Annotated in this window: 28 protein-coding genes; 14 read left to right on the top strand and 14 right to left on the bottom strand. The window is 36.5% G+C overall.

The annotated features are described in order from the left end of the window. Window positions 1-54: 54 nt before the first annotated feature. The gene (locus IEW44_RS04115) at window positions 55-1104 is read left to right on the top strand and encodes a 2,3-butanediol dehydrogenase (RefSeq protein ID WP_188613755.1); all 1050 of its coding nucleotides are present in this window, start codon (window positions 55-57) and stop codon (window positions 1102-1104) included. Between the two features lie 206 nt (window positions 1105-1310). Further along, window positions 1311-1475: a hypothetical protein gene (locus tag IEW44_RS04110; protein ID WP_188613754.1), complete on the top strand. Its 165-nt coding sequence runs from the start codon at window positions 1311-1313 to the stop codon at window positions 1473-1475. A gap of 51 nt (window positions 1476-1526) precedes the next feature. On the opposite strand, the gene IEW44_RS04105 is transcribed toward IEW44_RS04110, so the two are convergent. From IEW44_RS04105 to IEW44_RS04085, 5 genes are read right to left on the bottom strand one after another with little or no spacing between them, the layout of a single operon-like run. Next, entirely contained in the window at window positions 1527-2282 is a 756-nt protein-coding gene (locus IEW44_RS04105; protein ID WP_188613753.1) for an amino acid ABC transporter ATP-binding protein, read from the bottom strand. After that, window positions 2276-2980, bottom strand: a complete 705-nt coding sequence (locus IEW44_RS04100) for an amino acid ABC transporter permease (RefSeq protein ID WP_188613752.1) — start codon at window positions 2978-2980, stop codon at window positions 2276-2278. The genes IEW44_RS04105 and IEW44_RS04100 overlap by 7 nt, the downstream gene beginning before the upstream one ends. After that, window positions 2981-3682 carry an amino acid ABC transporter permease gene (locus IEW44_RS04095; protein ID WP_188613751.1) on the bottom strand — a complete coding sequence of 234 codons (702 nt, stop codon included), beginning with the start codon at window positions 3680-3682 and terminating at the stop codon, window positions 2981-2983. A 13-nt stretch (window positions 3683-3695) separates the two neighbouring features. Beyond that, on the bottom strand, window positions 3696-4538 hold the full coding sequence (locus IEW44_RS04090; RefSeq protein WP_188613750.1) for a transporter substrate-binding domain-containing protein: 843 nt from the start codon (window positions 4536-4538) through the stop codon (window positions 3696-3698). Next, a complete protein-coding gene (locus tag IEW44_RS04085; protein WP_188613749.1) occupies window positions 4531-5700 on the bottom strand; it encodes an acyl-CoA dehydrogenase family protein in 1170 nt (389 codons plus the stop codon). The genes IEW44_RS04090 and IEW44_RS04085 overlap by 8 nt, the downstream gene beginning before the upstream one ends. A gap of 166 nt (window positions 5701-5866) precedes the next feature. Here IEW44_RS04085 and IEW44_RS04080 point away from each other — a divergent pair, with 166 nt between their 5' ends. Continuing rightward, entirely contained in the window at window positions 5867-6991 is a 1125-nt protein-coding gene (locus tag IEW44_RS04080) for an SPFH domain-containing protein (RefSeq protein ID WP_188613748.1), read from the top strand. Window positions 6992-7006: 15 nt separating this feature from the next. Beyond that, window positions 7007-8116, top strand: coding sequence for a TFIIB-type zinc ribbon-containing protein (locus tag IEW44_RS04075; RefSeq protein WP_188613747.1), 1110 nt, complete (start codon window positions 7007-7009; stop codon window positions 8114-8116). Window positions 8117-8182: 66 nt separating this feature from the next. On the opposite strand, the gene IEW44_RS04070 is transcribed toward IEW44_RS04075, so the two are convergent. The 5 genes from IEW44_RS04070 to IEW44_RS04050 form a co-directional block, all read right to left on the bottom strand. Then, on the bottom strand, window positions 8183-8827 hold the full coding sequence (locus IEW44_RS04070) for an HAD hydrolase-like protein (RefSeq protein ID WP_188613746.1): 645 nt from the start codon (window positions 8825-8827) through the stop codon (window positions 8183-8185). Between the two features lie 78 nt (window positions 8828-8905). After that, complete coding sequence (locus IEW44_RS04065) at window positions 8906-10609, bottom strand: putative bifunctional diguanylate cyclase/phosphodiesterase (RefSeq protein WP_188613745.1); 1704 nt, start codon at window positions 10607-10609, stop codon at window positions 8906-8908. 161 nt (window positions 10610-10770) lie between these two features. Continuing rightward, a complete protein-coding gene (locus IEW44_RS04060; RefSeq protein ID WP_188613744.1) occupies window positions 10771-10929 on the bottom strand; it encodes a transcriptional regulator in 159 nt (52 codons plus the stop codon). Between the two features lie 111 nt (window positions 10930-11040). Then, a complete protein-coding gene (locus IEW44_RS04055; protein WP_188613743.1) occupies window positions 11041-11187 on the bottom strand; it encodes a transcriptional regulator in 147 nt (48 codons plus the stop codon). Between the two features lie 148 nt (window positions 11188-11335). Further along, on the bottom strand, window positions 11336-12217 hold the full coding sequence (locus tag IEW44_RS04050) for a tyrosine-type recombinase/integrase (protein WP_229704153.1): 882 nt from the start codon (window positions 12215-12217) through the stop codon (window positions 11336-11338). A 360-nt stretch (window positions 12218-12577) separates the two neighbouring features. Between IEW44_RS04050 and IEW44_RS04045 the strand changes: the two genes are divergently transcribed. Then, window positions 12578-13255 (top strand): hypothetical protein, encoded by a 678-nt coding sequence (locus tag IEW44_RS04045; RefSeq protein WP_188613741.1) that lies wholly within the window; start codon window positions 12578-12580, stop codon window positions 13253-13255. A 72-nt stretch (window positions 13256-13327) separates the two neighbouring features. On the opposite strand, the gene IEW44_RS04040 is transcribed toward IEW44_RS04045, so the two are convergent. Beyond that, window positions 13328-14749, bottom strand: a complete 1422-nt coding sequence (locus tag IEW44_RS04040; protein WP_188613740.1) for a DHA2 family efflux MFS transporter permease subunit — start codon at window positions 14747-14749, stop codon at window positions 13328-13330. Window positions 14750-14870: 121 nt separating this feature from the next. Here IEW44_RS04040 and IEW44_RS04035 point away from each other — a divergent pair, with 121 nt between their 5' ends. Beyond that, complete coding sequence (locus tag IEW44_RS04035) at window positions 14871-15302, top strand: MarR family winged helix-turn-helix transcriptional regulator (RefSeq protein WP_188613739.1); 432 nt, start codon at window positions 14871-14873, stop codon at window positions 15300-15302. A gap of 92 nt (window positions 15303-15394) precedes the next feature. On the opposite strand, the gene IEW44_RS04030 is transcribed toward IEW44_RS04035, so the two are convergent. Next, the gene (locus IEW44_RS04030) at window positions 15395-16159 is read right to left on the bottom strand and encodes a DeoR/GlpR family DNA-binding transcription regulator (RefSeq protein WP_188613738.1); all 765 of its coding nucleotides are present in this window, start codon (window positions 16157-16159) and stop codon (window positions 15395-15397) included. Between the two features lie 172 nt (window positions 16160-16331). Between IEW44_RS04030 and IEW44_RS04025 the strand changes: the two genes are divergently transcribed. From IEW44_RS04025 to IEW44_RS04000, 6 genes are read left to right on the top strand one after another with little or no spacing between them, the layout of a single operon-like run. Next, on the top strand, window positions 16332-17399 hold the full coding sequence (locus IEW44_RS04025) for an ABC transporter ATP-binding protein (protein ID WP_188613737.1): 1068 nt from the start codon (window positions 16332-16334) through the stop codon (window positions 17397-17399). Between the two features lies 1 nt (window position 17400). Beyond that, window positions 17401-18264, top strand: coding sequence for a carbohydrate ABC transporter permease (locus IEW44_RS04020; protein ID WP_229704152.1), 864 nt, complete (start codon window positions 17401-17403; stop codon window positions 18262-18264). An 11-nt stretch (window positions 18265-18275) separates the two neighbouring features. After that, window positions 18276-19109, top strand: a complete 834-nt coding sequence (locus IEW44_RS04015) for a carbohydrate ABC transporter permease (RefSeq protein WP_229704151.1) — start codon at window positions 18276-18278, stop codon at window positions 19107-19109. Window positions 19110-19142: 33 nt separating this feature from the next. Further along, on the top strand, window positions 19143-20438 hold the full coding sequence (locus tag IEW44_RS04010; RefSeq protein ID WP_188613736.1) for an ABC transporter substrate-binding protein: 1296 nt from the start codon (window positions 19143-19145) through the stop codon (window positions 20436-20438). Window position 20439: 1 nt separating this feature from the next. Beyond that, window positions 20440-21861, top strand: a complete 1422-nt coding sequence (locus tag IEW44_RS04005; protein WP_188613735.1) for a CehA/McbA family metallohydrolase — start codon at window positions 20440-20442, stop codon at window positions 21859-21861. Then, window positions 21854-22555: an HAD family hydrolase gene (locus tag IEW44_RS04000; RefSeq protein WP_188613734.1), complete on the top strand. Its 702-nt coding sequence runs from the start codon at window positions 21854-21856 to the stop codon at window positions 22553-22555. Before IEW44_RS04005 ends, IEW44_RS04000 begins: the two co-directional genes overlap by 8 nt. Before the next feature lie 52 nt (window positions 22556-22607). On the opposite strand, the gene IEW44_RS03995 is transcribed toward IEW44_RS04000, so the two are convergent. Beyond that, complete coding sequence (locus tag IEW44_RS03995) at window positions 22608-23012, bottom strand: hypothetical protein (protein WP_188613733.1); 405 nt, start codon at window positions 23010-23012, stop codon at window positions 22608-22610. Between the two features lie 46 nt (window positions 23013-23058). Between IEW44_RS03995 and IEW44_RS03990 the strand changes: the two genes are divergently transcribed. Next, on the top strand, window positions 23059-23370 hold the full coding sequence (locus IEW44_RS03990) for a DUF5713 family protein (protein WP_229704150.1): 312 nt from the start codon (window positions 23059-23061) through the stop codon (window positions 23368-23370). 46 nt (window positions 23371-23416) lie between these two features. Here IEW44_RS03990 and IEW44_RS03985 read toward each other — a convergent pair whose 3' ends face one another. Beyond that, on the bottom strand, window positions 23417-24277 hold the full coding sequence (locus IEW44_RS03985; RefSeq protein WP_188613731.1) for a tyrosine-type recombinase/integrase: 861 nt from the start codon (window positions 24275-24277) through the stop codon (window positions 23417-23419). A 167-nt stretch (window positions 24278-24444) separates the two neighbouring features. On the opposite strand from IEW44_RS03985, the gene IEW44_RS03980 reads away from it, so the two are divergent. Further along, window positions 24445-25236, top strand: coding sequence for an enoyl-CoA hydratase/isomerase family protein (locus IEW44_RS03980; protein WP_188613730.1), 792 nt, complete (start codon window positions 24445-24447; stop codon window positions 25234-25236). Window positions 25237-25282: the final 46 nt, after the last annotated feature.

Below are 25282 nucleotides of genomic sequence, written 5' to 3'. Positions count from 1 at the left end.
ATTCTACAATAAAGACGATGTTACATCACACCACTTTAAGGGAGGACACAAATTATGAAAGCAGCAGTATGGTATGGCGAGAAAGACATTCGTGTGGAGGAACGTGAATTACGTGCAATGAAAGATGATGAAGTAGTTGTACGCGTAGCATGGGCAGGTATTTGCGGCTCAGATTTACATGAATATCAAGAAGGGCCAGTATTTGTCCCAGTAGGAGAACCTCATCCACTTACAGGCGAACAAGCACCTTTAATTATGGGGCATGAGTTTGCAGGTACAGTTGAAAAAGTAGGTAAAGATGTGAAGGACGTAAAAGTGGGCGATCGTGTAGCAATTAACCCTATGTTCACTTATGGTAATAAACACGAAGATGTAGATGCATATGATGGTTTCCAATTCATCGGCTTAGGTGCAGATGGTGGTTTTACATCACATGTAGTAGCTGGTGAGAAACATATTTACCAATTACCTGACACATTAACATTACAAGATGGTGCTTTAGTAGAGCCGATGGCAGTAGCTGTGCAAGCGGTTAAAGAAGGTAACATGCAATTTGGTGATACAGTAGCTGTATTTGGTGCAGGCCCAATCGGTTTACTAAATATCATTGCAGCAAAAGCAGCTGGTGCTAGCAAAATTTTTGCTTTCGACTTATCAAATGAACGTCTTGAAAAAGCAAAGGAATTAGGTGCTACACATGTTTATAACTCAGGTGAAGTAGATCCTGTAGCAACTGTTAAATCTATCGTTCCAGATGGCGTAGATGTGGCATTTGAAGTAGCTGGTGTTCGTCCAACATTTGAACAATCTATCGAAGTAACACGTGCGCGTGGTACGGTCGTTATTGTATCAATTTTTGCACGTCCAATTGAATGGAACCCAATGCAACTGACAAATACAGGTGTTAAAGTAACTTCTACAATCGCTTACACACCAACAACATTCCAACAAACTGTTGATTTAATGGGCACAGGTCAAATCAAACCTCAAGGCATTGTGACTTCACAAATCGTATTAGACGATATTGTAGAGAAAGGCTTTGAAGCATTAACTAATGACAAAACACAAGCTAAAATTTTAGTAGAGTTAAGTGGCGAAAAATAAGCCTCACTTTGTAAATAGCTTAGTATGAATAAGCGGTAAAGAGAGCGAGTAACTTCTCTTTACCGTTTTTTTGCGATATGGCACTCGAATTATAATTCAACCTTTTTTTACGTAATTTTCACATATTTTAACTTTCAATTTATAACCATTTTACACTCATTTGTTACGATACATGGTGTAAGCTAATTTAGAAAGGATGATGGAAAATGAAGTGGAATAAACTTTTAATGCCTAGTCTTTTAGCTGCCATGTTATTGTTAGGGGCATGCGGTGATAACAAAGAAGAAAAAGATACGACAGATACCGATTCAAGTGATACAGAAGAAGTAGAAAACACAGATGATGCATCAACAGAAGATACAGAAGAATAAAAAAACGAGCAAATGAATAGTACATTCATTTGCTCGTTTTTTATGCTCATTTTAAATTTGGAAATTATATTCTTCTGGTAAAACGCGACGTAAAAATTGTTTAGTGCGTTCTTTTTGAGGGCGTAAAAATAAATCATCTGCACTTCCCTCTTCAATAATATGCCCACCATCCATAAAGATAACATGATTCGCCACTTCTTTTGCAAAACTCATTTCATGTGTTACAACTAACATTGTAGTCCCTTCTTTTGCAATATTCTTCATAACGTCTAACACTTCACCAACTAATTCAGGGTCGAGTGCGGATGTCGGTTCATCAAATAAAATGATAGAAGGCTCTAAAACAATGGCTCTCGCAATACCAACACGTTGTTGTTGTCCACCCGATAATTGGCTTGGATAAAGTGCCATTTTATCTGCTAATCCCACTTTTGTGAGTGCCGCTTGCGCTTTACGGTTTGCTTCCTCTTTTGCCATTTTACGACCAATAATCAAGCCTTCTGTCACATTTTCTAACGCTGTTTTATTAGCGAATAAATTATAATTTTGGAATACAAATGCTGTTTTTTGGCGCACTTCACGAATTTCTTTTTTTGATGCCTTGGCCAGATCAATTTGTAAGTTATCATAAGTCGCTGTACCAACATCAGCTTGTTCTAAAAAGTTCAAGCAACGCAGAAATGTTGTTTTACCTGAACCACTAGGCCCTAAAATAACAACAACATCTCCTTGATTGACAGTAAGGTCTACACCTTGTAAAATCTTATTTTTGCCAAATGATTTATGCACATTATTAACTGTCAGCATATGACCCCTCCTTCGTAACGGCGTAATTTACGCTCCATTATTTTAAAACCGTATTCGACCAATAAACAAACAACTAAATAGACAATAAATATGGCTAAGTAGGCTTCAACATAATGATATCCTACATTAGCTGCTACCTTAGTGCGCAGTGTAATTTCTGGCAAGCTAATCGCATAACCGAGTGATGTTGCCTTAATCAGATTCACTGTAGCCGTACATAAGTTGGGCATAGCGGCTACTAGCATTTGGGGGATAATTATACGACGATACACTTGAAATGTTGTTAGTCCAACAGCATATCCCGCTTCTTTTTGCCCCTCATCCACAGTTTGTAATGCACCTCGAAAAACTTCAGCTAAAATAGCTGTCGTATTAAATGAGAAGATAATAAAGGCATACCATAGGGGATGAATCGTATAGACTTCGATTGGCACATTATAACGCTCGAAAATGCCTGTTAATAGTAAAGGGATACTACTATATAAAATAAAGATTTGAATAATAATGGGTGTCCCTCGTACAAATGATACGTATATTTTAACGAATTGGTATAAGACGGGTACACGCTGTAAACGCAACAGCGCAAAGATGAAACCGAGTGGAATGGCTATAATAAGGGCAATAGCTGCTACAAAAAGAGCAATTGGCACCCCACTAAATGCAATACCTAATGCCTTTACAAAAAAAGTAGTATCCAATTAAGCCACGTCCTTTCCAACACGCAACTTGCGCTCTAATAAAGCAAAGAACTGATCAATACTAATCGCTAATAGCCAATAAATGAGTCCTAATGCTAAAAATATTTCGAGGGTATGCGTATTTAAGTTATTAGCAATAATTAAATTTGCCTTACCTACAATATCGATAAAACCAATAGTATAGGCTAATGCACCCTCTTGTAATACGCTAATAATACCATTACCTATATTTGGCAAAGAGAAGAGTAGAGCTTGTGGGAAGATAATACGCATATAAGCTTTAGACGGTGTTAACCCGACGCTAACAGCCGCCTCATATTGTCCTTTTGGTACAGCTAATAAACTAGAGCGAATAACCTCAGACATCATAGCCGCAAATTGTAAACCAAATGTTATGACCACATAAAAACCAGTATGCACATCTTGAAGATTTAATGAAAATAGACTTTCAGCTAATGCAGGCACACCGTAATAAATTAAAAATAACAGCACGATGGAGGGGGTACAACGCATAATGGTCGTATAGCCATTTGCTATTCTTTGACTTATTTTGGACGGTGATAATTTCATAAAAGCAAGCAATAAGCCAAGTAGCGTACCAAGTAGAACGGCAAGTATTGTGACCAATAATGTGACACCTAGAAAGGGTAGGATTTGTGGAAAAGCATTCCATAAATACGTACTATCAAAATATTTCTCCATCGTCTTGTCTCCTTTAACGTTCTACTTCATCTAACACATCAAATAAATTGCGTCCGTAATGTTTCTCAGTAAGTTCTGCTAACTTGCCTTCTTCTCGCAACTCCTCAACCGCTTTATCATAAGCATCTGCAAATGCTTGCTCTTTTTTATTAAATAATGGCCATGTTTTAATAACAGCAAACTCTTGATAAATGACATCGTCTTTAAACTTATGGTAAGGTCCTTTTTCATCTTTGACTTGCTTATCAAACATACCTTGAATCATTACACCACCATCAACGCGCCCTTCATTCACCCACTGCACCACATCGACACCAAAGTCTTCACCCGCTTTTAATTTAACAGGTTTATCAGGGTTTTCTTGGTTATACTCGTCGATAACGGTATACTGTGCATTATTTGCAGCAATAGGTGCTAATGTTAACTCTTGTTGTGCAAAGTCAGCTAAAGATGTGATGGCTTCATTTTTCTTTTGTAACACTAAACCGGCGCTTGAAAGGCCAATAAAGTTTTTAGGGTAAATATATTTCTTGGCACGTTCATCTGTATAAAAGGCATTTTTAACACCTACTTGAAACTTCCCTTGCTCTACTCCAATGAGTAAGTCATCTGAAGTTGTACCAACAAATTCAAATGTATAATCTTCTAATTTTTCATCTACTAACTTCATGACATCTACATCATAACCAGCAGGCTCTCCCTTTTCATCAACATAAGTGATAGGTTTACTCCCAAGTTCAAATGCTACTTTTACTGGCGTTGCTTCATGATCATTTGTATCCTCTGTTGTTTTATCACCACATGCAGCTAGTAACAAAGCTGAAGCAGCTGTAATCGCTAATAATCGTTTAAACATGCTGTGTTGCCTCCCATTGTGTATTCGCAAATTTTGCTAATAATGTAATTGTTAAATCATCCATTGGTGGATTGTGTAAGCCAGCGCGCACATCGCGATACAAACGCTGTAATGTATTTTCTTGTTGTAAGCTCTTTGCACCCACCACGCGCATCGCTAAGTCAACAATGGCAATGGCATGATTGGTTACCGTGTATTTAGCAATGTTAACAAGATGGCTAATTTGCTCAGGAGCATTGCCTCTTTCGATAGCTTCAGCGGCGCCATATATGGCAAAACGGGCTTGTGTTAGTAAAAGGTCGATCTCCCCAAGTTGCGCTTGTACATTAGGTAAATGAGCAATTGTTGTATCAATACTATTTGGCTGATAACGATTAGCAAAATCAAGTGCAATATCTCTTGCTGCTTGAGCGATACCTAAATACGTAGCAGGAATTAATAACAACCATGCATTTAGCTTAAAACCAGTATGATAACTTGGTATTTCAACTAAAAAATGCTCGTCTACTGTAACATGATCGATAACTAAATCATGACTACCTGTGCCACGCATCCCTAACATATGCCAGTTGTCTTCAATGGTTAATCCTGCTGTATCTTTATGTACTAAAAAAAAGCCCACTTGCTCTTTGTCTTCTAACCATGCCGAAATTAAAAAATAATCTAAAGCATAGGCACAAGTTGTAAACCCTTTTTTACCGTTAAGTGTATATTGTGTGTTATGGCGTGTAGCTGTTGTCGTTGGTTTGCCCCCACGTATAGGGCTACCTGTTGCCACTTCACTCACGGCTCGGTTTACAATAGCACCTTGTTGCACTTCTTTTGCAAACATTAGTAACATTTCCTCTGTCCAGTAACGGTTTTCATATAGTTCTCCTACTGTGAGTAATGTCCAACCAATCGCAAGTGCTGTACTAGCATCATAACTGCCTAATGTTTCTTGTAATACAATAGCGTCGTATAAGGATAACCCTTCTCCACCATCTCTTTTTGGTAATGTTATTTTGCCATAGCCTATCTTGCGCAGTGCCTCGATATTAGCTGAAACAAAGGTATTATTTTCATCTGCAATTTTAGCTTGTGCAGTAATTTGTGGTTGTAATGTTGCTAATTTCTCTAGCCATTGTTGTACTTCGGTAGTGCGAATGAATTGCTCTTTCATACTTGTGCCTCCTTCTTCGTTGTACATCATTGTATGCGCGTTGAAATCAAAAGTCAATAGTATTCATACCTGTTTTGTAGGGTTTTGAAAAAATGAAAGAAATTCTGGGTTTTGAAACTTTTTTTAAACTTTTTCGTATACACTATTAAATAGAGGAGGGATCGTTATGGGGATTTTTGATTTTTTTAAAAACCAATTCATCGAAGTTATTGAATGGACAGACAACACATCGGATACGTTAGTTTATCGTTTCCCTGTTGCTAATAATGAAATTAAAATGGGGGCTTCATTGATTGTTCGCGAGTCGCAAATGGCTGTATTTGTAAACGAAGGTGAAGTGGCAGATATTTTTGGCCCAGGTCATCATGAGTTATACACGCGTAATATTCCCATTTTAACAAAATTAAAATCATGGCCTCAAGGCTTTAATTCACCATTTAAAGCAGAAGTCTATTTTGTTAATACTAAACAATTTGTTAATCAAAAATGGGGGACATCTAACCCTATTATGATGCGAGATGCTGAGTTTGGCATGATTCGTTTACGAGGCTACGGCGTTTATTCATATCGTGTGAGTGACCCAGGCGTATTTTTAAAAGAGTTATTTGGTACAAATGAAACGTACACGACAGATAATATTGAAAGCCACTTAAAAAAAATGATTATCTCTGGCTTAAGCGATTTATTTGCTGAATCGAAAATACCAGCACTTGATTTAGCCTCTCATTATGACGAGCTTAGTGAATTAGGTAAACAAAAAATGGAGCCGCACTTTAAAGCATTTGGCTTTGCCATTACGTCTTTATATATTGAAAATTTATCTCTTCCAGCTGAAGTGGAAAAAGCAATGGATACACGTACTTCTATGGGAGTTATCGGTAATATGGGGCAATTTCAGCAGTATCAAGCTGGTCAGGCATTACGTGAAGCTGCTCAAAATGAAAGTGGTGGTCTTGCGGGGGCAGGCGCAGGGTTAGGAGCAGGTGCTGCACTTGGTGGGATGATGACAGGTGCTATGCAAAATAATGTACAACAGCATCAAGCTCAGACAATGGCTTGTCCAAATTGTTCGGCTCAAATGCCAGTAGGTGCAAAATTCTGTCCAGAATGTGGTAAGTCACCACAACCTGCAACGAAAAGTTGTGTGAGTTGCCAAGCGACCATACCAGCTACTACTAAATTTTGCCCTGAGTGTGGTACGAATCAAGAACAAAAAAAATGCCCAAAATGTCAACATGTTAATGCCCCAACCGCTAAGTTTTGTGCAGATTGTGGCGAAACATTAGCGTAGTGAGGTGGTCGTGTTATGACACAATCGGCAGAAACAACTGTTTCCCAATTTAAATGCCCTAGCTGCGGTGGCAATGCTGTATTTGATCCGGAGGTAGGACAATTGCGTTGTCCATTTTGTGATACAGAAATTGAGATTGCACGTACAACAAAACAAAATGTAGAGTTAGATTTTTTGCAAGCGTTACAAGTTGAGGATGAAGAATGGGCCCCTGGTTTACGTGTTTTCCATTGTGACAATTGTGGAGCTGAGACGGTACTCTCTGAGCATACTGTTGCGGATTTCTGTTCATTCTGTGGTTCGTCACATATTGAACAGACAGATCATAATACAGGCATTCGTCCAGCTTTAGTTGTCCCTTTCCAAGTTTCGCATCAGCAAGCCATTGATGCATTTAAAAAATGGATTAAGGCGCGCTATATGGCACCAGGAAAACTACGCACAATGCATCAATTAGATCGCTTAACCGGTATTTATATCCCTTACTGGACTTATGATACAGACACTTATAGTACGTATACTGTCAAAGTTGGCATTCATTATTATGTACAAGAAACGTATACGACAACAGATTCAAATGGCAATACTGTAACTCAAACACGCATGGTGCAAAAAACACGTTGGCACTTTGAAAATGGCACACATCGTGAGTTTTTTGATGATGTATTAATTCGTGCAACAAATCAAGCAAATGGGCATCTCATAAAAAAAATCGAACCTTTTGGTTTGCAACAATTAGTAGACTACAATGATGCTTATTTGTCAGGTTTTATAGCAGAACGTTATGCTGTACCACTTGAAAATGGCTGGCATTTAGCAAAATCAAAAGTGGATCAAGGTATTGAATCAAGTATTGAATCAAAAACGGCAGGCGATATTGTTATTGTTATGCAATGTGATACGGATTATAACGATATTACATACAAACATTTATTACTCCCCATTTGGATTTCTTCATTTCGTTATAATGGGAAAGTCTACCCGTTTATTATTAACGGACAAAGTGGACGAGTTGCTGGCGAATCACCTGTTAGTTGGGTAAAAGTGACATGTATTGTAGTACTTAGTATCGCCTTTATTGCCTTCTTATATTTTGGTTTTTTATCGGACAATCCTATCTTTTAAAAAAAGTGGTAAAGAGGAAGCATACGCTCTCTCTTTACCACTTTTTAATTATGCCATTTTTAACAATCATTTCACAAGTGTTAAGAGTTGTGGCAATGCATCAATACAATAATCGGCTTGTTGTAACTCTTCTTCAAGCGAAAAGTCAAAAGTAACACCAATTGCTGTAAGGTCATTTTCTTTAGCTGCATTAAAATCGGATATACGGTCACCTACCATATAGCCTGCTGCAATATGATGCTCTTCTTTAATTAACTGGACAAGCTGCGCTTTATTACTAGAACTAATCATCTGAATACTATAACTTTGTTCGATAAAACGGTCTAGTTTATAATATTTCATGATGGCGTTAATGTAGTCAATTTCACCATTACTTGCAATAAATAAAGAGTGTGTTTCGGCCAACGTAGCTAACACTTGTTCTGTATGAGGATATAAAGCACCTTCACCATCCGCAATTAACGTAATCAATTGCTGTGTGAAATATTGATTAATATCGGTTCGTTGCTGCTCATTTAAATTAGGGCATAATGTAAGCCAAACTTCAACTAAAGGGACACCCATAATAGCTTCGTATTGCTTGAGAGGTGTATCACCTGTCCATAATTTTTCTTTACGTAATTTTTTAAAAGCTTTTTCTAATGCTTTATGTAAAACTAATTTTGTTTGAAATAACGTACCATCCATATCAAAAATGACTGCTTTTTTCATACTATCATCTCCCATTGTATAGCAATAAGTATAACAAAAAAATGTTGCTTATACGAATAGCAAAAGAGTAGCCATTTGCTACTTTTTCACTTGATATTGGGAGGGCCAATCTAAAATTAATTGTGAGAATTGGTCTGCTGATACAGGCTTACTAAAATAATAACCTTGAACGTGCTCACATCCATGTTCGATTAACATATCTAACTCTGCCTGTTCCTCAACACCTTCTGCGACCACTGATAGACGTAGCGCATGCGCAAGTGCAATAATAGCAGCTGTCATCGCCACACCTGAAGGCTCACGCATAATATCTTGTACAAAAGAACGATCTATTTTTAAAGCATCTATCGGAAACTTCTTTAAATAACTTAATGAAGAGTAACCCGTACCAAAATCATCAATTGAAATGGCTACACCTAAATTACGCACAGCTTCTAACCGCGCTAATAATTCATCGCTATAATCAAGTAATGTCAGTTCGGTAATCTCGATTTCTAGTTCATAAGGCTGGATGCCTGTCGTTGTAATAACTTCGTCAAGTAAACGTAAAAAACCTTCTTGATTTAAGTGAGATGGTGAGATGTTGACAGCGACACGAAGTTGAGTTTGGTAAGTTTGATTCCAAGATTTGATTTGCTCAGCAGCCCGATATAATACCCATGCACCGATATCACTCATTAACCCACATTGTTCAGCAAAAGGGATGAATTTATCTGGTGGGATTTGTCCTAAATCTTGATCATACCAACGTAGTAAAGCTTCCATACCAACTAATTGATTTGTCTTAATATCTACCTTAGGCTGATAGTGAAGGGAAAAGTGATTATACTTTAAGGCTTGATGTAATTTTGTTTCAAGCATGAGCCATTTATCTGTTCCATGATCTTTAATTGTCTCATATAATATAAAGTCACTACTTTTATATGATTTTTTTGCATAATGTAAGGCTTTTTCAGCTTCTTTAAAGAGCTGTTCACTTGTGGAATGAAATTGACTTATACCAATGCTAACAGAACCATAAAACTCAAAATCATCAATAGTAAAGCTTTTTTCAAATAAAGCTGTAATTGATTGGGCAATGGCTTCCACATCTTTCACGCGTGTTGTGAGTAAAATAAACTCGTCAGAATTATTGCGGAAATAAATATCGCCTTGTTGCTTGACTTGTTCTAAACGCTGCGCCACTTCATACAAAAATAAGTCACCTAATACATTGCCTAGACTATTATTGATATTGCGAAAGCGGTTAATATTAATTAATACTAAGGAGAATTGTTTATGTTCTCTTATGTACTGCTCAATGGTCATCGTTAATTTACGACGGTTGGGTAATTTTGTTAACTCATCTTGATAAGCGAGTTCTGTGACGCGTTTAATATCTTTTTGTGCTGTAATATCCGTTCGGATGGCCACATATTGATAAGGTCTCCCTTTTTGATTGAGAAAAGGAACAATTGTTGTTTTTACCCAGTACAAGGAATGGTCTTTCGCTCGATTACAAATCTCTCCTTGCCATGTTTGTCCACTGCCTATCGTGCGCCACATTTCTTTAAAAAATGAAGAAGGATGATAACCAGAGTTTACAATGCGATGGTCTTGTCCAATTAACTCTTCTCTTGTATATTTTGTGATATTACAAAAGTGGTCATTAACGAAAGTGATTTTCCCCTTTTGGTCAGTAATCGCTACAATAGCAGCTTGATCAAGTGCTGTAATAATATTTTGTACTTCTTTTAATGTATAACCTGCGGTGTTAAATTCATCAAATAGATGTTGCAGCATATCATCGCCACCTTATGAGAAATAAATAATGTGTGTTATTCGACAAATAAGACATATTCTTTATAGTCAATTCGTTCTATTTATTATAGCGTAAAAACCTTATAATAGCACGAAAAACCCAAAATAAAAGCGCTTATACGAGACATAAGTCACGAATAGCGCTATGTGGCGGTGCTTATTTTTTTATGGGCTTGCTGATTGTAACGCGCAAGTTGTTCCTCTGATAAAGTTAACATGTAATAATGAAAATTCAATGGTTTGATACCATGTTTTGTACAGGCATTTTTATAATATTCATACCCTTTTTGATAATCCTTCATAAATAAAATGCACTCCTTTAACATAAATATAGCCCATCACTGTTAAATTTTACAGCGTGGGCTAAGTAATACTGGCTTGTGTTTTAGCCAATGTGGACACATCCTTTGTCATTAGATTACAAATTGTGCTTGTTCATTATACGCCGTTAGCTGCTCTTGAGAAAGTTGTAGTACATAGTAGCGGAATGGAATGGCTTCAATCCCAAAACTCTCACACATCTCACAATAAAATCGATACCCTTCTTGATACATTGTCATAACGATCATCTCCTATGTTTTGTTATATAACAGTTGTTGTTATTAATTAATAATATAATACAGTTATAGTACAGTGTCAATAGTTTATCTCGTATTTTTAGAAAAATTAAAAAATACCATCATTACTCTTCAATGATGGCATTTTATTTTATAGGTCTTTATCATGTGTTGGCACTTGATTTAAAGGGTTGTTCACTAATACTTGTTGGAGCTGCTCGTCCTCAATATGTGTGTATATCTGTGTGGTTGCAACGCTTTCGTGCCCTAAAATATGCTGTAAACTTCGGATATCGGCTCCTGATTGATACATTAAAGTGGCAGATGTATGACGTAATTTATGTGGGGTGATGCCTTTCCGGTTAATGCCAGCTGTTTCAATCGCCTTTTTTATAATGCGTGATAAATGCTGTCGTGTTAATCTTGTCCCTTTTTGCGATGTGAATAAAGGGATTTCTCCTTCGCCTTTATAGGCGGTTTTATGAGAGGTGTAATTTGTTAAAGTTGTTTGGCAAGCCTCGTTCAAATAAATAATACGTTCTTTATTCCCTTTTCCGATTACTGTGACATAATTATTTTGTATGGATGTTTCATTTAGTTGACATAATTCCGTTACACGTAAACCTAAATTTAAAAACCAAGTGACAATGCAAGTGTCACGCGGATTCAGCTCACTATTAAGCAAAGATTGCGCTTCCGTTAATGTGAGGTATATTGGGGAACGTTTAATTTGTTTAGGTGTTTCTAATTGTGTTGCAGGGTTCTCTTCTAGTAAGCGTCGCTTATCGCGCAAATAATTAAAAAAAGATTTTAATGTAGCAACTTTGCGTGCGCGTGATGCAACACCGTTTTTTCGAGATTGCTCGCAGTATTCCATGAATAAATAAAGATCTTCTAATGTGACTTCTTTTAATACATCCATTTTGAGTGTGGAAATATCTTGAATGACTTCGATATCTTTACCTTCATTCATCGCGATTAAAAAACGGAAAAATAAAGTTAAGTCGTATTCGTATTCTTTTCGTGTACGCATAGACTTCCCTCTAATTGTCGTAAGGTATACGAGAAAATCACGTAGTATTTTAGGTTGCATCTTTTTATCTTTCCTTTCCCTCTTATACGTTAATAAGTCTCTTGATACTACAAATTATAGCATAAATAATGTTCCCAAATATAAATTTGGGAACATTATTAAGTATTTCTATAAAAACAGCCTATTTTACTGTGTAAAACATAGAAAAATATTGAACGCTGTGAGACGCATCGAATAATTGAGAGGTGTATAATAGTATTACTCGATGCGTCTCACAGTTTATGATTGTTTTGAAACTTTTTTGATTGTAGTTCGTATAATACTAGTAAGGAAGTTAAATCAGAAAGGGGTTATACAATTATGAATAGACCAATTCCAACTTGGGCAACAGCTATGATGGCGATTATAGGGATTTTAATGATATTGTCATACTTGCCACTCATTTTCCCGATACTTGCTATAATTGGTGTTGTCATATTAATCAAGTATATTATTCAGAAATCTAAAAATGCGATAGAGGAAACAAAAACACAATTTGATACTTTTACTTCTGATCGGGATGTTATTAACCGATTGCCTGCCTATAAAGAATTTAGTTACGTTGAAAAACGTTTGATGGATAAAGATAGCAAATATGCGAAACAAGTACGTCATGCTGTGTTCGAAACAGAACAAGATGGTTTTAGCAAATATAAAAATGATAGCAAACGCATTCGAAGTTATATTAAAGAAGGTGACATTTCACGTGATTTTTATTTAATCTTTGATAAAAATATGACCATGTTAGACGAAATGGCAAAAGAATTGAAAACAATGAATTTAGATGATACACCGTCTCCTATTGTAGAGGCTAAAGTTCGTGTTATGTGGCGAGAACTTCGTATTATGCATGATGAGTTAATGCAAGCTATGGAGAAACATGTGATTTTAATTAAAGAAGATTACCTTGGCGCAGCTCGCGAGGAGCGTGAAGCGTTAGGTAAGTTAATGGCAGAACGTGAAGCAGAACGTGAAGACTTTGAAAAATCTTTGCAATAAATAACAAAAAACACAGAGAATTTATGCTGTGTTTTTTCTTTTTGTTTATTTAGTTGACATAATAATTTTATCTTATGATTTTAACTTCAAGCTATTTTTCACAAATAGAGAGCAAATAAATAAAATAACACTAATGGCTGTAATAATATAAAACGTATATTGTACACCATAGGCAATCGCTACTGGACTAGCGGGGTTTGCTATAGGATTCAGTTGAATAAACGTATGCAAACTAGCTGTATAAATTGTAATAGCTACCGCCGTACCTACCGCTCCCCCCACTTGATTTAATGTATTCATAACAGCAGAGCCATCTGCATATAGCTCACGTGGTAATTGGTTTAATGCATTCGTTTGAGAAGGCATCATGACACAAGATAATCCGAAACATAATAACATAAAAGCAATAATGATTTGCCAAGTAGCTGTTTCAGTAGAAATTGTAAATAAGAACATCATATTTCCTAAAGTCATAATGATCGTCCCGCCAAATAAAAATGGTCTTGGCCCATATTTATCAAACAATGCACCAACAATAGGCGCTAACAATACATTTAATAAATTACCTGGCAATAAAATAAGACCTGCAGCCGCAGCTGCGAATAATAATGCCCCTTTTAAATATAAAGGTAATAAAATCGCAGTAGCTAAAATAGTGACTAAGCTAAGAAAGGCCATGATTGTGCCAAGTGTAAACATTTTATATTGGAATACACGTAAATTAATCATAGGTTGTGGTAATTTAAATTGGCGTAAGCTAAATAATAATAGTGCGACAATACCGACTATAAAGGGCGCTAAAATTTGCCAATCTGTGAATGGACGATCTGCCATTGTGGCTAAAGCATAAATAAATCCACCAAAACCAACAGATGATAACACAATCGAAACAAAGTCAATATACGGTTTTGTTAAATCACCAATATTTTCGACAACTGATAATGCCATTATGATAAGCAATACATAGCCGATTGCACTAAACCAAAAAATAAAATGCCAGTTTAATGTTGAAATAATGACACCTGATAGTGTTGGACCTAGTGCTGGTGCTAATGTAATAACAAGCCCCATAAGCCCCATAACCTTCCCTCTTTTGTAGGCAGGGAAAATAAGTAACGCAATATTCATCATAACAGGTAATAAAATACCTGTGCCAATCGCCTGTACAATACGTCCTATCAATAACATGATAAAACTTGGTGCAATGGCTCCTATTATCGCCCCAATTAATGAAATAATTAATCCACTTAAGACAAGTTGTCTTGTATCAAACCATTTAATTAAAAATACCGATATGGGAACAAATATCGCCATAACTAGTAAATAACCTGTAACTAGCCATTGTGCTGTTGATGCTTCAATGGAAAACTGCTCCATTAAATTTGTAAGTGCCATATTGAGTGCAGTTTCTCCAAATAAGCCAATGAAGGCCCCTAACATCAAGACTAAAATCATGAACTTCGGAGAACGCACTTGTTTTTGTGCAGTATCCATATATAACCTCTTTTCGCTATTTTGTCAATCTAGTTGACGAAATTCATTGTAACTTAATCGAAAATGATTGTCAATTAGAACTTTGACTTTCTGTTATAATACTTGTTGGGAGTGATTAAACATGGAAGTAAATTTAGAAAAAATAGATTTGATTGATGTTTTAAGTGAGCGGCATGGTTTATTAAGACGAGTGACGATGCGTTATTGGGATGCTGAAAATAATATGCCTGTCTCCAATCGAGAATGGTATATTTTATCACGCATTTATAATCAACAGGCTACCATTGCAATGATTTCAAAAAATGTGGATATTTCACGTCAGGCGACACATAAATGTATTAAACAACTTGAGGCAAAAGGTTTAGTCAATATTAAAAACGTACCTGAAAACAAAAAAGAAAAAGCGGTGGAGCTTACGGTCTTAGGTACTACTTGTTATCAACAACATGAAGCAATTAAAGCCCGTATTATTGACGAGTTGAGGGCAAACATTGGAGAGGAGCAAGTCATGCTATTACAACAAATTTTATTGCAAGATTGGAAACTCACCTAATTTCTTCAATTATGTTTACATGATAATAATATGTGTTAATTTTATAATAGCCCATAGAAGTAGAATATTTACTACTCCTATGAGCTTTTTTTCTATTCTACATAAATTGTAACACCAGCTTCTTGAAAATCATGCGCAATATTTTCATTAAGTGCAGGGTTTGTAATAATGCCATCAACAATGGCTAATCCCCCTACTTTAAAAATGGCTGTTTTATTAAATTTTGTATAATCCATAACAGCAAATACAGACGTTGCATTACGTAACATCGCTTGTTTGACACTAAGTTCGTCTAGCCCATAATCTAAAAAACCTTGATCTAGTGACACACCACTAGCACTCATAAAAAAAGTATCAATATGAAAACCTTCCACAAAATCCACTGCTTTTTGTCCCACTAAGCAAAGTTCAGAGTTCTTTAAAATACCACCTGTTAAAAATATTGAAAAGTTGGGGTTTTGTGCTGCTATTGTGGCAATACTTAAACAATTGGTTACGATAGATAGTTGTTGAAATGAAGTAACAAGTTGTTTAATAACCTCTGTATTTGTTGTGCTAACATCTAGAGCGATACAGTCTCCTTCCTTTACAAACGCAGTAGTTAAACTAGCTAATTCTGCCTTTTGTTCTTTATTAATGGTCTCTCGCACACTGAAATTGGTTTCCTTTGTATTACTTTGTTTTAAAATCGCCCCCCCATGTACACGCCTTACTTCTCCTAAATCCTCTAAATATTCTAAGTCCTTTCTAATTGTCTCAGATGTTACATTTAATAATTCACTTAAATGAGCTACTCTTACTGTTTCAGATTTTTGCAACAGCACTTTTATCTTTTCAATTCTCTCGTCTCTCAACATCTTATCACTCACACCTTATCCTGTTATTTCCTTTATATTATACTATAGAATTGGTTTTTCTTTTGTAAATTCAAAATTACACGGTATTAAAACGACATTAACAATTGATATCTATACTTAAAACCAAGTAAAACAAAACAAAAAAAGAAAAAACAAAGGAAGATAACTTAGTATGAATGCTACTAAAATTGAGATTGAACAATTAACTAAGCAATATGAAAACGCTGCTACCCCTGTGATTGAGAATCTAAATATGACGATTCAAGAAGGTGAATTTATTGTTATTGTTGGCCCCTCTGGTTGTGGCAAATCCACAACAATGCGCATGATCGCTGGCATTGAAACCATCACCTCTGGTTTTTTAAAAATAGATGGTCACATTGTGAACCATCTACCTGCCAAGGATCGAGATATTGCCATGGTGTTTCAAAGTTATGCTTTGTACCCTCATATGACTGTATTTGATAATATGGCGTTTGGCTTGAAAATTCGCAAGCATAAAAAGGAGGTGATTCAAAACAAAGTACATGAAGCGGCAGAATTATTAGGCTTGATGCCTTATTTAAAACGCAAACCTAAAGATTTATCAGGCGGACAGCGTCAGCGAGTAGCGCTAGGTCGAGCTATTGTAAGAAATAGTCCTATCTTTTTAATGGATGAACCATTATCTAATCTAGATGCTAAATTACGTAATCAAATGCGTGTTGAGTTACTCAACTTACATCGTAGTTTAAAAACAACAACAATTTATGTTACTCATGATCAAACAGAAGCGATGACAATGGCAGATCGGATTATTGTATTGAAGGATGGACAAGTACAGCAAATCGGAACACCAGAAGAAATTTATCGACAGCCTGCTAATTTGTTTGTAGGTACGTTCCTTGGGTCGCCACAAATGAATACTATGCCGATTACACTAAAAAAACGCACCGTGTATCTTAACGAAATCGCAATTGCACAATTAGCCAATGACATTAATAGCGGGCGTTATCAAATCGGTGTACGCCCAGAAGATTGGCTTATTGTAGAGACAGGGATCCCGCTTACGATTACGCATACAGAATTATTAGGTGCTGATTTACATATTCATGGGAATTTTGAACATCATACAATCATTTTACGCTGTGATGGCAAGTCTACGTATACAATCGGTGGCGTCATTCACATTATGCCTAAACACCTGCAATTATTTAATGAGCAAGAGCAAAATATTTATGTAAAGTTGTTAGGTGAATAAAGTGAAAAAACGTTTAACGATTGCCCTATTTGTCGGTATACCACTCATTCCTTTGCTAACATTTTGGTTTATTCCTATGATTGTATCCGTCTGGTTAAGTAGTACGGATTGGGATTATATTAGTCCGGATTTTTCCTATGTCATGTTAGACAATTATAAACAAGTGTTAACGAGTAGCGATTTTCACCAAGCGCTATGGAACACAGTTTTCTTCGGTTTTTGGACAGTGCTGCCCACTGTTGCACTTGGCTTAGGTTTAGCGCTTATTGTAAGAAAACAAATGGTTGGACAAACTTTTTTTAAAGGTTTACTTTTCACACCATGGATTACGCCGATGGTAGCTGTATCAATTGTTTGGTCATGGATTTATGAGCCTACAATTGGACTCTTTAATCAAATACTTGGTTTTTTACATTTACCTCAACCTCAATGGCTAACTGATCCTGAATATGCTATGTGGGCCATTATTATCGTAACAATATGGAAAAATGCCGGTTGGGCCATGCTCTTTTATTTGGATGCTTTGTCAAAAATACCAGATGAATTATATCAAGTGGGTGACCTTGAAGGAGCAAATGCTTGGCATCGTTTGCGTCATATTACATTGCCACTCATCTCACCTACGACATTATTTTTAGTTGTGTTATCTGCTATTGATTCTATTCAAGCGTATGACCAAATACAAGTGATGACACAAGGTGGTCCAGCAGGTAGTACACGTACATTATTATATTTGTATTATCAGTTAGCATTTGAGCAATTTAATATGGGTGAAGCCACTGCTGTAGCCACATTAATTGTGTTATTAACAGCGTTACTCGCCTTTATTTTATTCTTTGTATCAAAACGTTGGGTGCATTATTAGGAGGAACCATATTGAAACAATTTGTATTAAAATCCATGCCAAGAACGATTATAGTCATGCTATTGAGTGTTGTGATGATCTTTCCTTTAATTTGGATGTTATTGAGTGCATTAAAAACAGCAGATGAAATTTTCGCCATTCCTCTAACGTGGTTACCAGCAATCCCTCAATGGGACAACTTTGCTAATGCACTCAAGCTAGCGCCTTTTGGTCTATATATTTGGAATAGTATTTTCACTGCTATTATCATTGTGTTTTTTCAAGTCTTATTTGCTGCTATGTTAGCTTATGCTTTAACACAGTTTACATTCAAAGGTAAAAAACTTTTATTTCAATCCATTTTACTTACCTACATGTTGCCGGCAGCAGCAACATATGTACCAAGTTATGTCATTATTTCTAAAATGGGATTACTCGACTCCTTGGCAGGCATTATCATCTCGAATAGTATAAGTGTCTTTGCCATATTTATATTGCGTCAAGCATTTATGCAAATTCCAACAGAGTTATTAGATGCCGCTCGTTCAGACGGTGCTTCTGACTTTGTCATTTTAACTAAAATTATGATGCCCATGAGTAAATCTACTATCTTTACCGTGGTACTCATTAGTTTTGTTCAAATGTATAACAATTATCTGTGGCCTTCATTAATTGTAAAAAGCGAAGAGAATTTTTTAATCACTGTAGGGCTTAATCGTTTCTTTACAACTCAAGGCACATTTGCTGAACAATGGCCACTTATTATGGCAGCAAATGTAATGACTGTTGCTCCATTACTTCTACTATTTTTAATCCTACAAAAATGGTTTATGAAGGGCATCAGTGACAATGGACTCAAAGGATAAGTTTTTAATCATAAATAACGGAGGAATGAGTATATGAAAAAGTTATGGTATGTTGCCCTAGCAAGTTTGATCTTATTATTAGGAGCATGTTCTGTGAAAGATAAAAAAGAGGACAAAGCATCTAAGGGTGAGCAAGTAGAAGTGGAATTTTGGTATGGTCTAGGTAGTGAGGCGCATAAAAAAATGCAAAGTATTATTAAACAGTACAATGATTCGCAAAATGAATATGTTGTAAAAGGGGTTTCTCAAGCAAGCTATACAGAAACATTCCAAAAGTTACAATCGGCTATTGCTTCAGGTGAAGCACCTGGCGTAGTCATTGCGCAAGCGGATACCATTCATAACTTGGCGCAAAAAGAGGCACTAACAGATCTTACTGCATTTGTTGAGGCAGATCAAGATGTCAATACGGATGACTTCTTGCCTGTGTTTATGGAGAATGCACAAATGGATAATAAACTGTATGCCTTACCAGCTTATGGTACAACACAAGTCATGTATTATCGTAAAGATTTAGTAGAGGCACAAAATATGAAGCCAGAAGAAATTTTTAGTACGTGGGAAAATGTGGCTGCAGCTTCAAAGCAAATACAAGCTACTAATAAGGTAGAGTTTGGTCATTTACCTATGTGGGGCAATGGCAACCTTATTGACTTAGCACGTAGTAGTGGTGGTCAGATTTTAAATGAAGACGGCACAAAAGTAGTAATTGATAGTGATGAATGGGTACAATCTTGGGATTTTATACGTAAACAAATCCATGAAGAAAAAACGATGAAAGTAAATTCTGGCGGACAAGGCTGGGAGTATTGGTATCGTACCATTGATGATGTGATGAATGGAAAAGCTATGAGTTATACAGGCTCTTCAGGCGATAAAGGGAACTTAGACTTTACGAAAATCGGCTCTATTCCACAACCAGGGTTTAATGGCCATGACGCTAAACCTATGATATCTACGCTATACATGACATCACCTGCTATTGTCAGTGATGAAGTAAAAGCGGGTGCTTATGATTTTATGAAGTTTTTCTCTAGTGCGGAAGTCAATGCAGACTGGGCGCAAAATATCGGCTATATCCCTGTTAAACAAAGTGCGATGGAAGTCCCTGAATATAAGGCGTTTTTAGCAGATAACCCTGCTTATGCTGTTCCGTTTGAACAAGCACAGTTTGGTTTACCCGACTTTATTGACCCTACAAATGGTAAAATCATGGATGCTCTCGCTATTGCAGCAGATGAAGTAGAGTTACAAAATATTGATGCAAAAACAGCGCTCACAAAAGCACAAAAAGCAGCTCAAGAAGCATTGGACAAGGTGGATAAATAACATGACAACTTTTACGTTAGAAGCAATAACTTCAGCATCAACACAATATATCGAAAAAGAATTCTTTATCGCAAATCATACACAAAGTATCGCGATCACTGTTCATGCACCCACGCATTATTGGTTACAGTATTATGTGTATGATAACCTTGGGCAGCTACGTATGCAATATTTACACAAGAATACACCACAACCAGTGATTTTACACGAAGATATAACACATAGTGCGCCTTATACTTTTGGTGGCGAGTTGCCAACTGGTCAATGGAAAATAGCCATTTTAGTCGCGAAAGCTGTAACAAAGGATGGAGGTTTTGCAGCTGGTGAAGCGATTGGCACAGTGGATATTTTGACCAATATTCTTACAACTAATCATCATGATACAATCTGTCATACGATAGATGACTTTACGTTACAATTACCTACAGCGATTTTAGCTGACGGGACAAAAGGTTGGTTAAAAGGAGATTTTCATACGCATACCATCTTTTCAGACGGGGATTTAACACGTGAGGAAAATATGATGATGGCACAGCGTCAAATGTTAGATTTCTTTGTGGCTACAGATCATAATATTGTGCCTACCAATTGGCCTTCTCATGTAGCCGAAACCATTGTAATCCCTGGTATTGAGGTTACCGCACCTAATGGCCATTTCAATATTTTAGGCGTAGCTACCTCCCCCTTTGCCAAACATAGTATTCAGCATTTAAATGAAGAAGAAACGATGGTACAAATCATTAATGATGTAGCAAAACCAGCACTAGTATCAATTAATCATCCCTTTTTAACTGTGTGGTCTTGGTTATTTAAACAAACTAAACTCCATCAAGTGGATAGTATTGAAATTATAAATGACCCTACTTATGCAGATAATACCGCCGCTACAGAACAAGCGTTACAAGCTTGGAACATTTTATTAAATGATGGATATCGTATTACAGGTATTGGTGGCTCTGATTCGCACTTACACCCTACAAAAAAATATGAAGGTGCCACCTACCCTTCATTGATTGGTGACCCTGCCACATATGTATACGCAGAAAAATCAGCACATGCTATTTTAGCTAGTGTAAAAAAAGGGCATGTGTATGTATCACGCGTTGGCACGCTTCAAACAGATGGCACAGTTTTGTTTGGCGAATGTTTAGCTACAAAGTCTGGTCACATCACCGTGACCCTTGAGGCCAAGCAGATGACTATAGATTGGGTAATAAATGGTAAGGTCGTACAACAAGATACGGGGCATAAAGCTTGTTATCATTTTGATTTCCAAACAGACTTTGCATGGTTGCGTATAGATTTACGTAACGAAGATGGCGAATTAGTTGGCTTCACAAACCCATATTACTACGGCGAGAAAACCCCTACATTACAAACATGGCAAGATGTATTAGGGCAAATGGGTGTAGCACATGATTAAAGGGATTTTATTTGATAAAGATGGTACATTAATTGAATTCAATGCGCTATGGATTCGAGTGACTAGTAATATCGTTCAACATTTGCTACAAAAATATCAAGTTTCAGCGAATTATTATGAGCCAATGCTTGCCGAGTTAGGTATTAAACAGGATGGCACATTGATGAAAAACAGTTTAATTGCAAGCGAGACTTTATATGATACTGCACAAGTATTAGCCCCTTATGTGCAACAAGATGTTACCTTATTGTACAAAGAACTCGATCATTTATATTTTACAGAGACCAAGAAGCACCAAGATACAATTATTCCCATTGGTGACGTGCAGCTGTTGTTTAAGCAGCTGCACAATAAAGGGATACGTATTGGCATTGTGACAGCAGATCAATATAATGTGACAACATTTACCTTACAAAAATTATGTATCATGCCTTATATTGATTTTGTTGCAACAGCCGATACGTATGCTAAAAAACCAGCACCTGATGCCTTACATGCTTTTTGTCAACAGTTTGCATTAACGCCTGATGAAGTCATACATGTGGGCGATACGTTTGTGGATATGCAGTTTGGTCAGCAAGCACAACAAGCGGTTGGTGTATTGTCAGGCACTTCAGATTTAGCTACCCTACAACAATACGGGCCGACTGTATTGCCATCAATACATGATATTATTAGACACTTTAATTTATAAGAAAAATTTACAGGCACAGACGAAGTTGACTTCGTCTGTGCCTGTTGTGTGCTTACATATGAATGGATAAACCTTCTTCAAAGGATGTCACTTGCCAGTTAGAAGCTACCATAGTACGAATCTTTTGCTCTTGTGTAGCATTTACTTTCAATTGAGTAATCGCTGTATCTGTCACAAAGAAATGTTTATTCATGGTTAGCTTAAAGCGCTTTTGCAATAAGTTGCTTAAACCAGGTAAGGTTAAATATGAAATCGTATAGTCGCCTTGTAACGCCTGTTTAAAGTCTTCAGGTTGTTGTGCTAACTTTTGCAACTCCTCCATTGGCCAATCTGCTACGATATCAGCCCATCTCACCATATTTTGTCCATCAACATCAGCTAAAATCGCATCTTTCGTCATTTTTTCTTGAAGTGCCAATAGTTCATAGGCTTGTAATAAGTTGATTGTCATTGTCATGTTATACACCTCATGTTAAAATTTTTAGGAAAAGGAGCGGATGAATATGAAAATTGATTATTTACCAGATATGTATAGGGATTCATACTACCCTAAACATCTAGTCGATGCCATAAAAGTACAATTAGAGCGTGTAGAGGCATTGTTAGCTACAGGCGAAAAAGATATCGCTATTATTCAAAAGCAATTAGATAAAGTAACAGAAGAAATCAATGATATTGGCTTTAAAATGATGGATGAAGGTAGTGAACTTGAAACCGTAGCGCGTGACGATATTGCGCTTACTGTAGAGGCAATTTTACAAGCTTATCATATTACCATTGACGTAGAAGAAGCATTGCGTATGCGAGACTTCTAATCCAACGTAGTTGTCGGCACACTTTAATAGGTGGCCGATTTTTTTATTACTTTAGCCTACGTTGTCGATCTTGCAATACCCACTTCCTTGCGTAACCAAAACGTGCAATCGCCTGTTCATAATCTCCATCTTTCATAGCACGTTGTATTGCAGCATAACGTAAGTCTGTTGCACGCACTGTGATACCTATTTCTTTAGAAATGGTTTGAAAAATCCGCTCCACTGTTTTCACAGTAATAGGATTACCTTTAATGTTCGTTTCGCTTTGCCAAATATACGGAGAATCATTCGGCTTTTCATTCTCATATGCTTGCATCAATTGTAAATACAAAGCATTCACTTCAACATCCCTGTATCCTTTCCCGCTTAGTAAACGTACAAAGCCTTCTGTATAATGCAAGTGATGCCACTGCATACGTACTAACTCAGATGGCTTACAGCCTAGTGTTAAAATAGTAGTCGTAATAAGATGATTACGCTTTGCAATAAAGTATTTGTCCTCTGAGTCGGCATAGGATAAATAACGTTCCCATACGGCTCCAATTTGTTGAATTTCTCCTTCAGTTAATGCAGGGATTATTTCTTTAGGGATTTTTTTAGGCGTTAATAATGCTAAATAACACTCATCATCAACCCATTCACGCAAACGAGCAAATTTGAAGAAACGCCTTAAGCAAGCTACTTTCCGATTATAACTCGTTTCTTTCGGATATGCCTCTTCTAAATGTTGCACATATTGTACGAGAAAAGGATAGTATGTCGCCGTTAAATGCGGCTCATTATGCACTTTTGTATAGGCAATAAATTGTCGTCCATCAAGTGCATATTGCTTTAATGTCGAAGCGCTCATATTTAACTGTTTTAAATGAATATGAAACGCTACCCAAGCTTGCTGATACGTTACCATGCGGTCACCACCTTTATTTGTTAGTCGGATAATATTATAACATAAAATCTGTTTATTATGAAAATTTAACTTGCAAGCGTCAAAACAAACATAACTGACAAGCTATTTTGCGTTAATATCTGTTAAACTGTACTATAATAGCAGAAATTTCATAAGGGGTGGACAGTTTGCAAGTCAAAACATTACATTTAGAAGCAGAGGAAGCCAAAATTATTTATCAAGAAACAGCAGGTCTTGCCATTATTACTATCGCTAGACCACAAGCTAAAAATGCGTTAACAGCAAATATGTGGACACAATTACGTAACATTGCTTTACGTGTATTAGATAATCCTAAAAATAAAGTACTTATTATTCGTGGCAAAGGTGAAAATTTCACAGCAGGTTCCGATATTAAAGAATTTGACAGCATTTCATTAGAGCAAGCAGAAGAAGCTTTTATTCACATGGAAAAAACCATTTCCACGATTGAACGCTTACCTATTCCAACAATAGGTGTTATTAATGGGCCTGCTATGGGCGCAGGCTTAGAGTTAGCATTGGCATGTGATATTCGAATTGGCTCAGAAAAAGCAAAGATGGGTATTCCTGTTGGTAAGTTAGGCATCACTTTGAATAACAAATTTGCCCAGCGCCTTGTTCAATTAATTGGGCCTGCTGCAACAAAGGATCTAGTATTTACAGGACGTATGTATAAAGCAGAAGATGCTTTTAGAGTTGGTATGTTAAATTACCTCGTGGCGGAGAAAGACTTACAAAAATATATGATTCGTATGGGCAAGCTAGTAGCAGGTATGTCACCTGAGTCATTATTGGCTGTAAAAACGTCTGTTCAAGAATGTGTAGATAGTGTACCATCATTATGGCAAGGTTCTACACCTTTTGTTGGTAATGACTTTGCTGAAGGCTGTCGTGCTTTTGTTGAAAAAAGACAACCTAACTTTGTACGCCAAATCTAATCATAAGTTGAAAGTTATGAAATTAAAGTCATTATCTCTTTATCAA

The sequence above is a fragment of the Lysinibacillus alkalisoli genome (assembly GCF_014643595.1).
GTDB classification, from domain to species: domain Bacteria; phylum Bacillota; class Bacilli; order Bacillales_A; family Planococcaceae; genus Metalysinibacillus; species Metalysinibacillus alkalisoli.
This window is presented reverse-complemented; position numbering and strand designations above follow the sequence as displayed.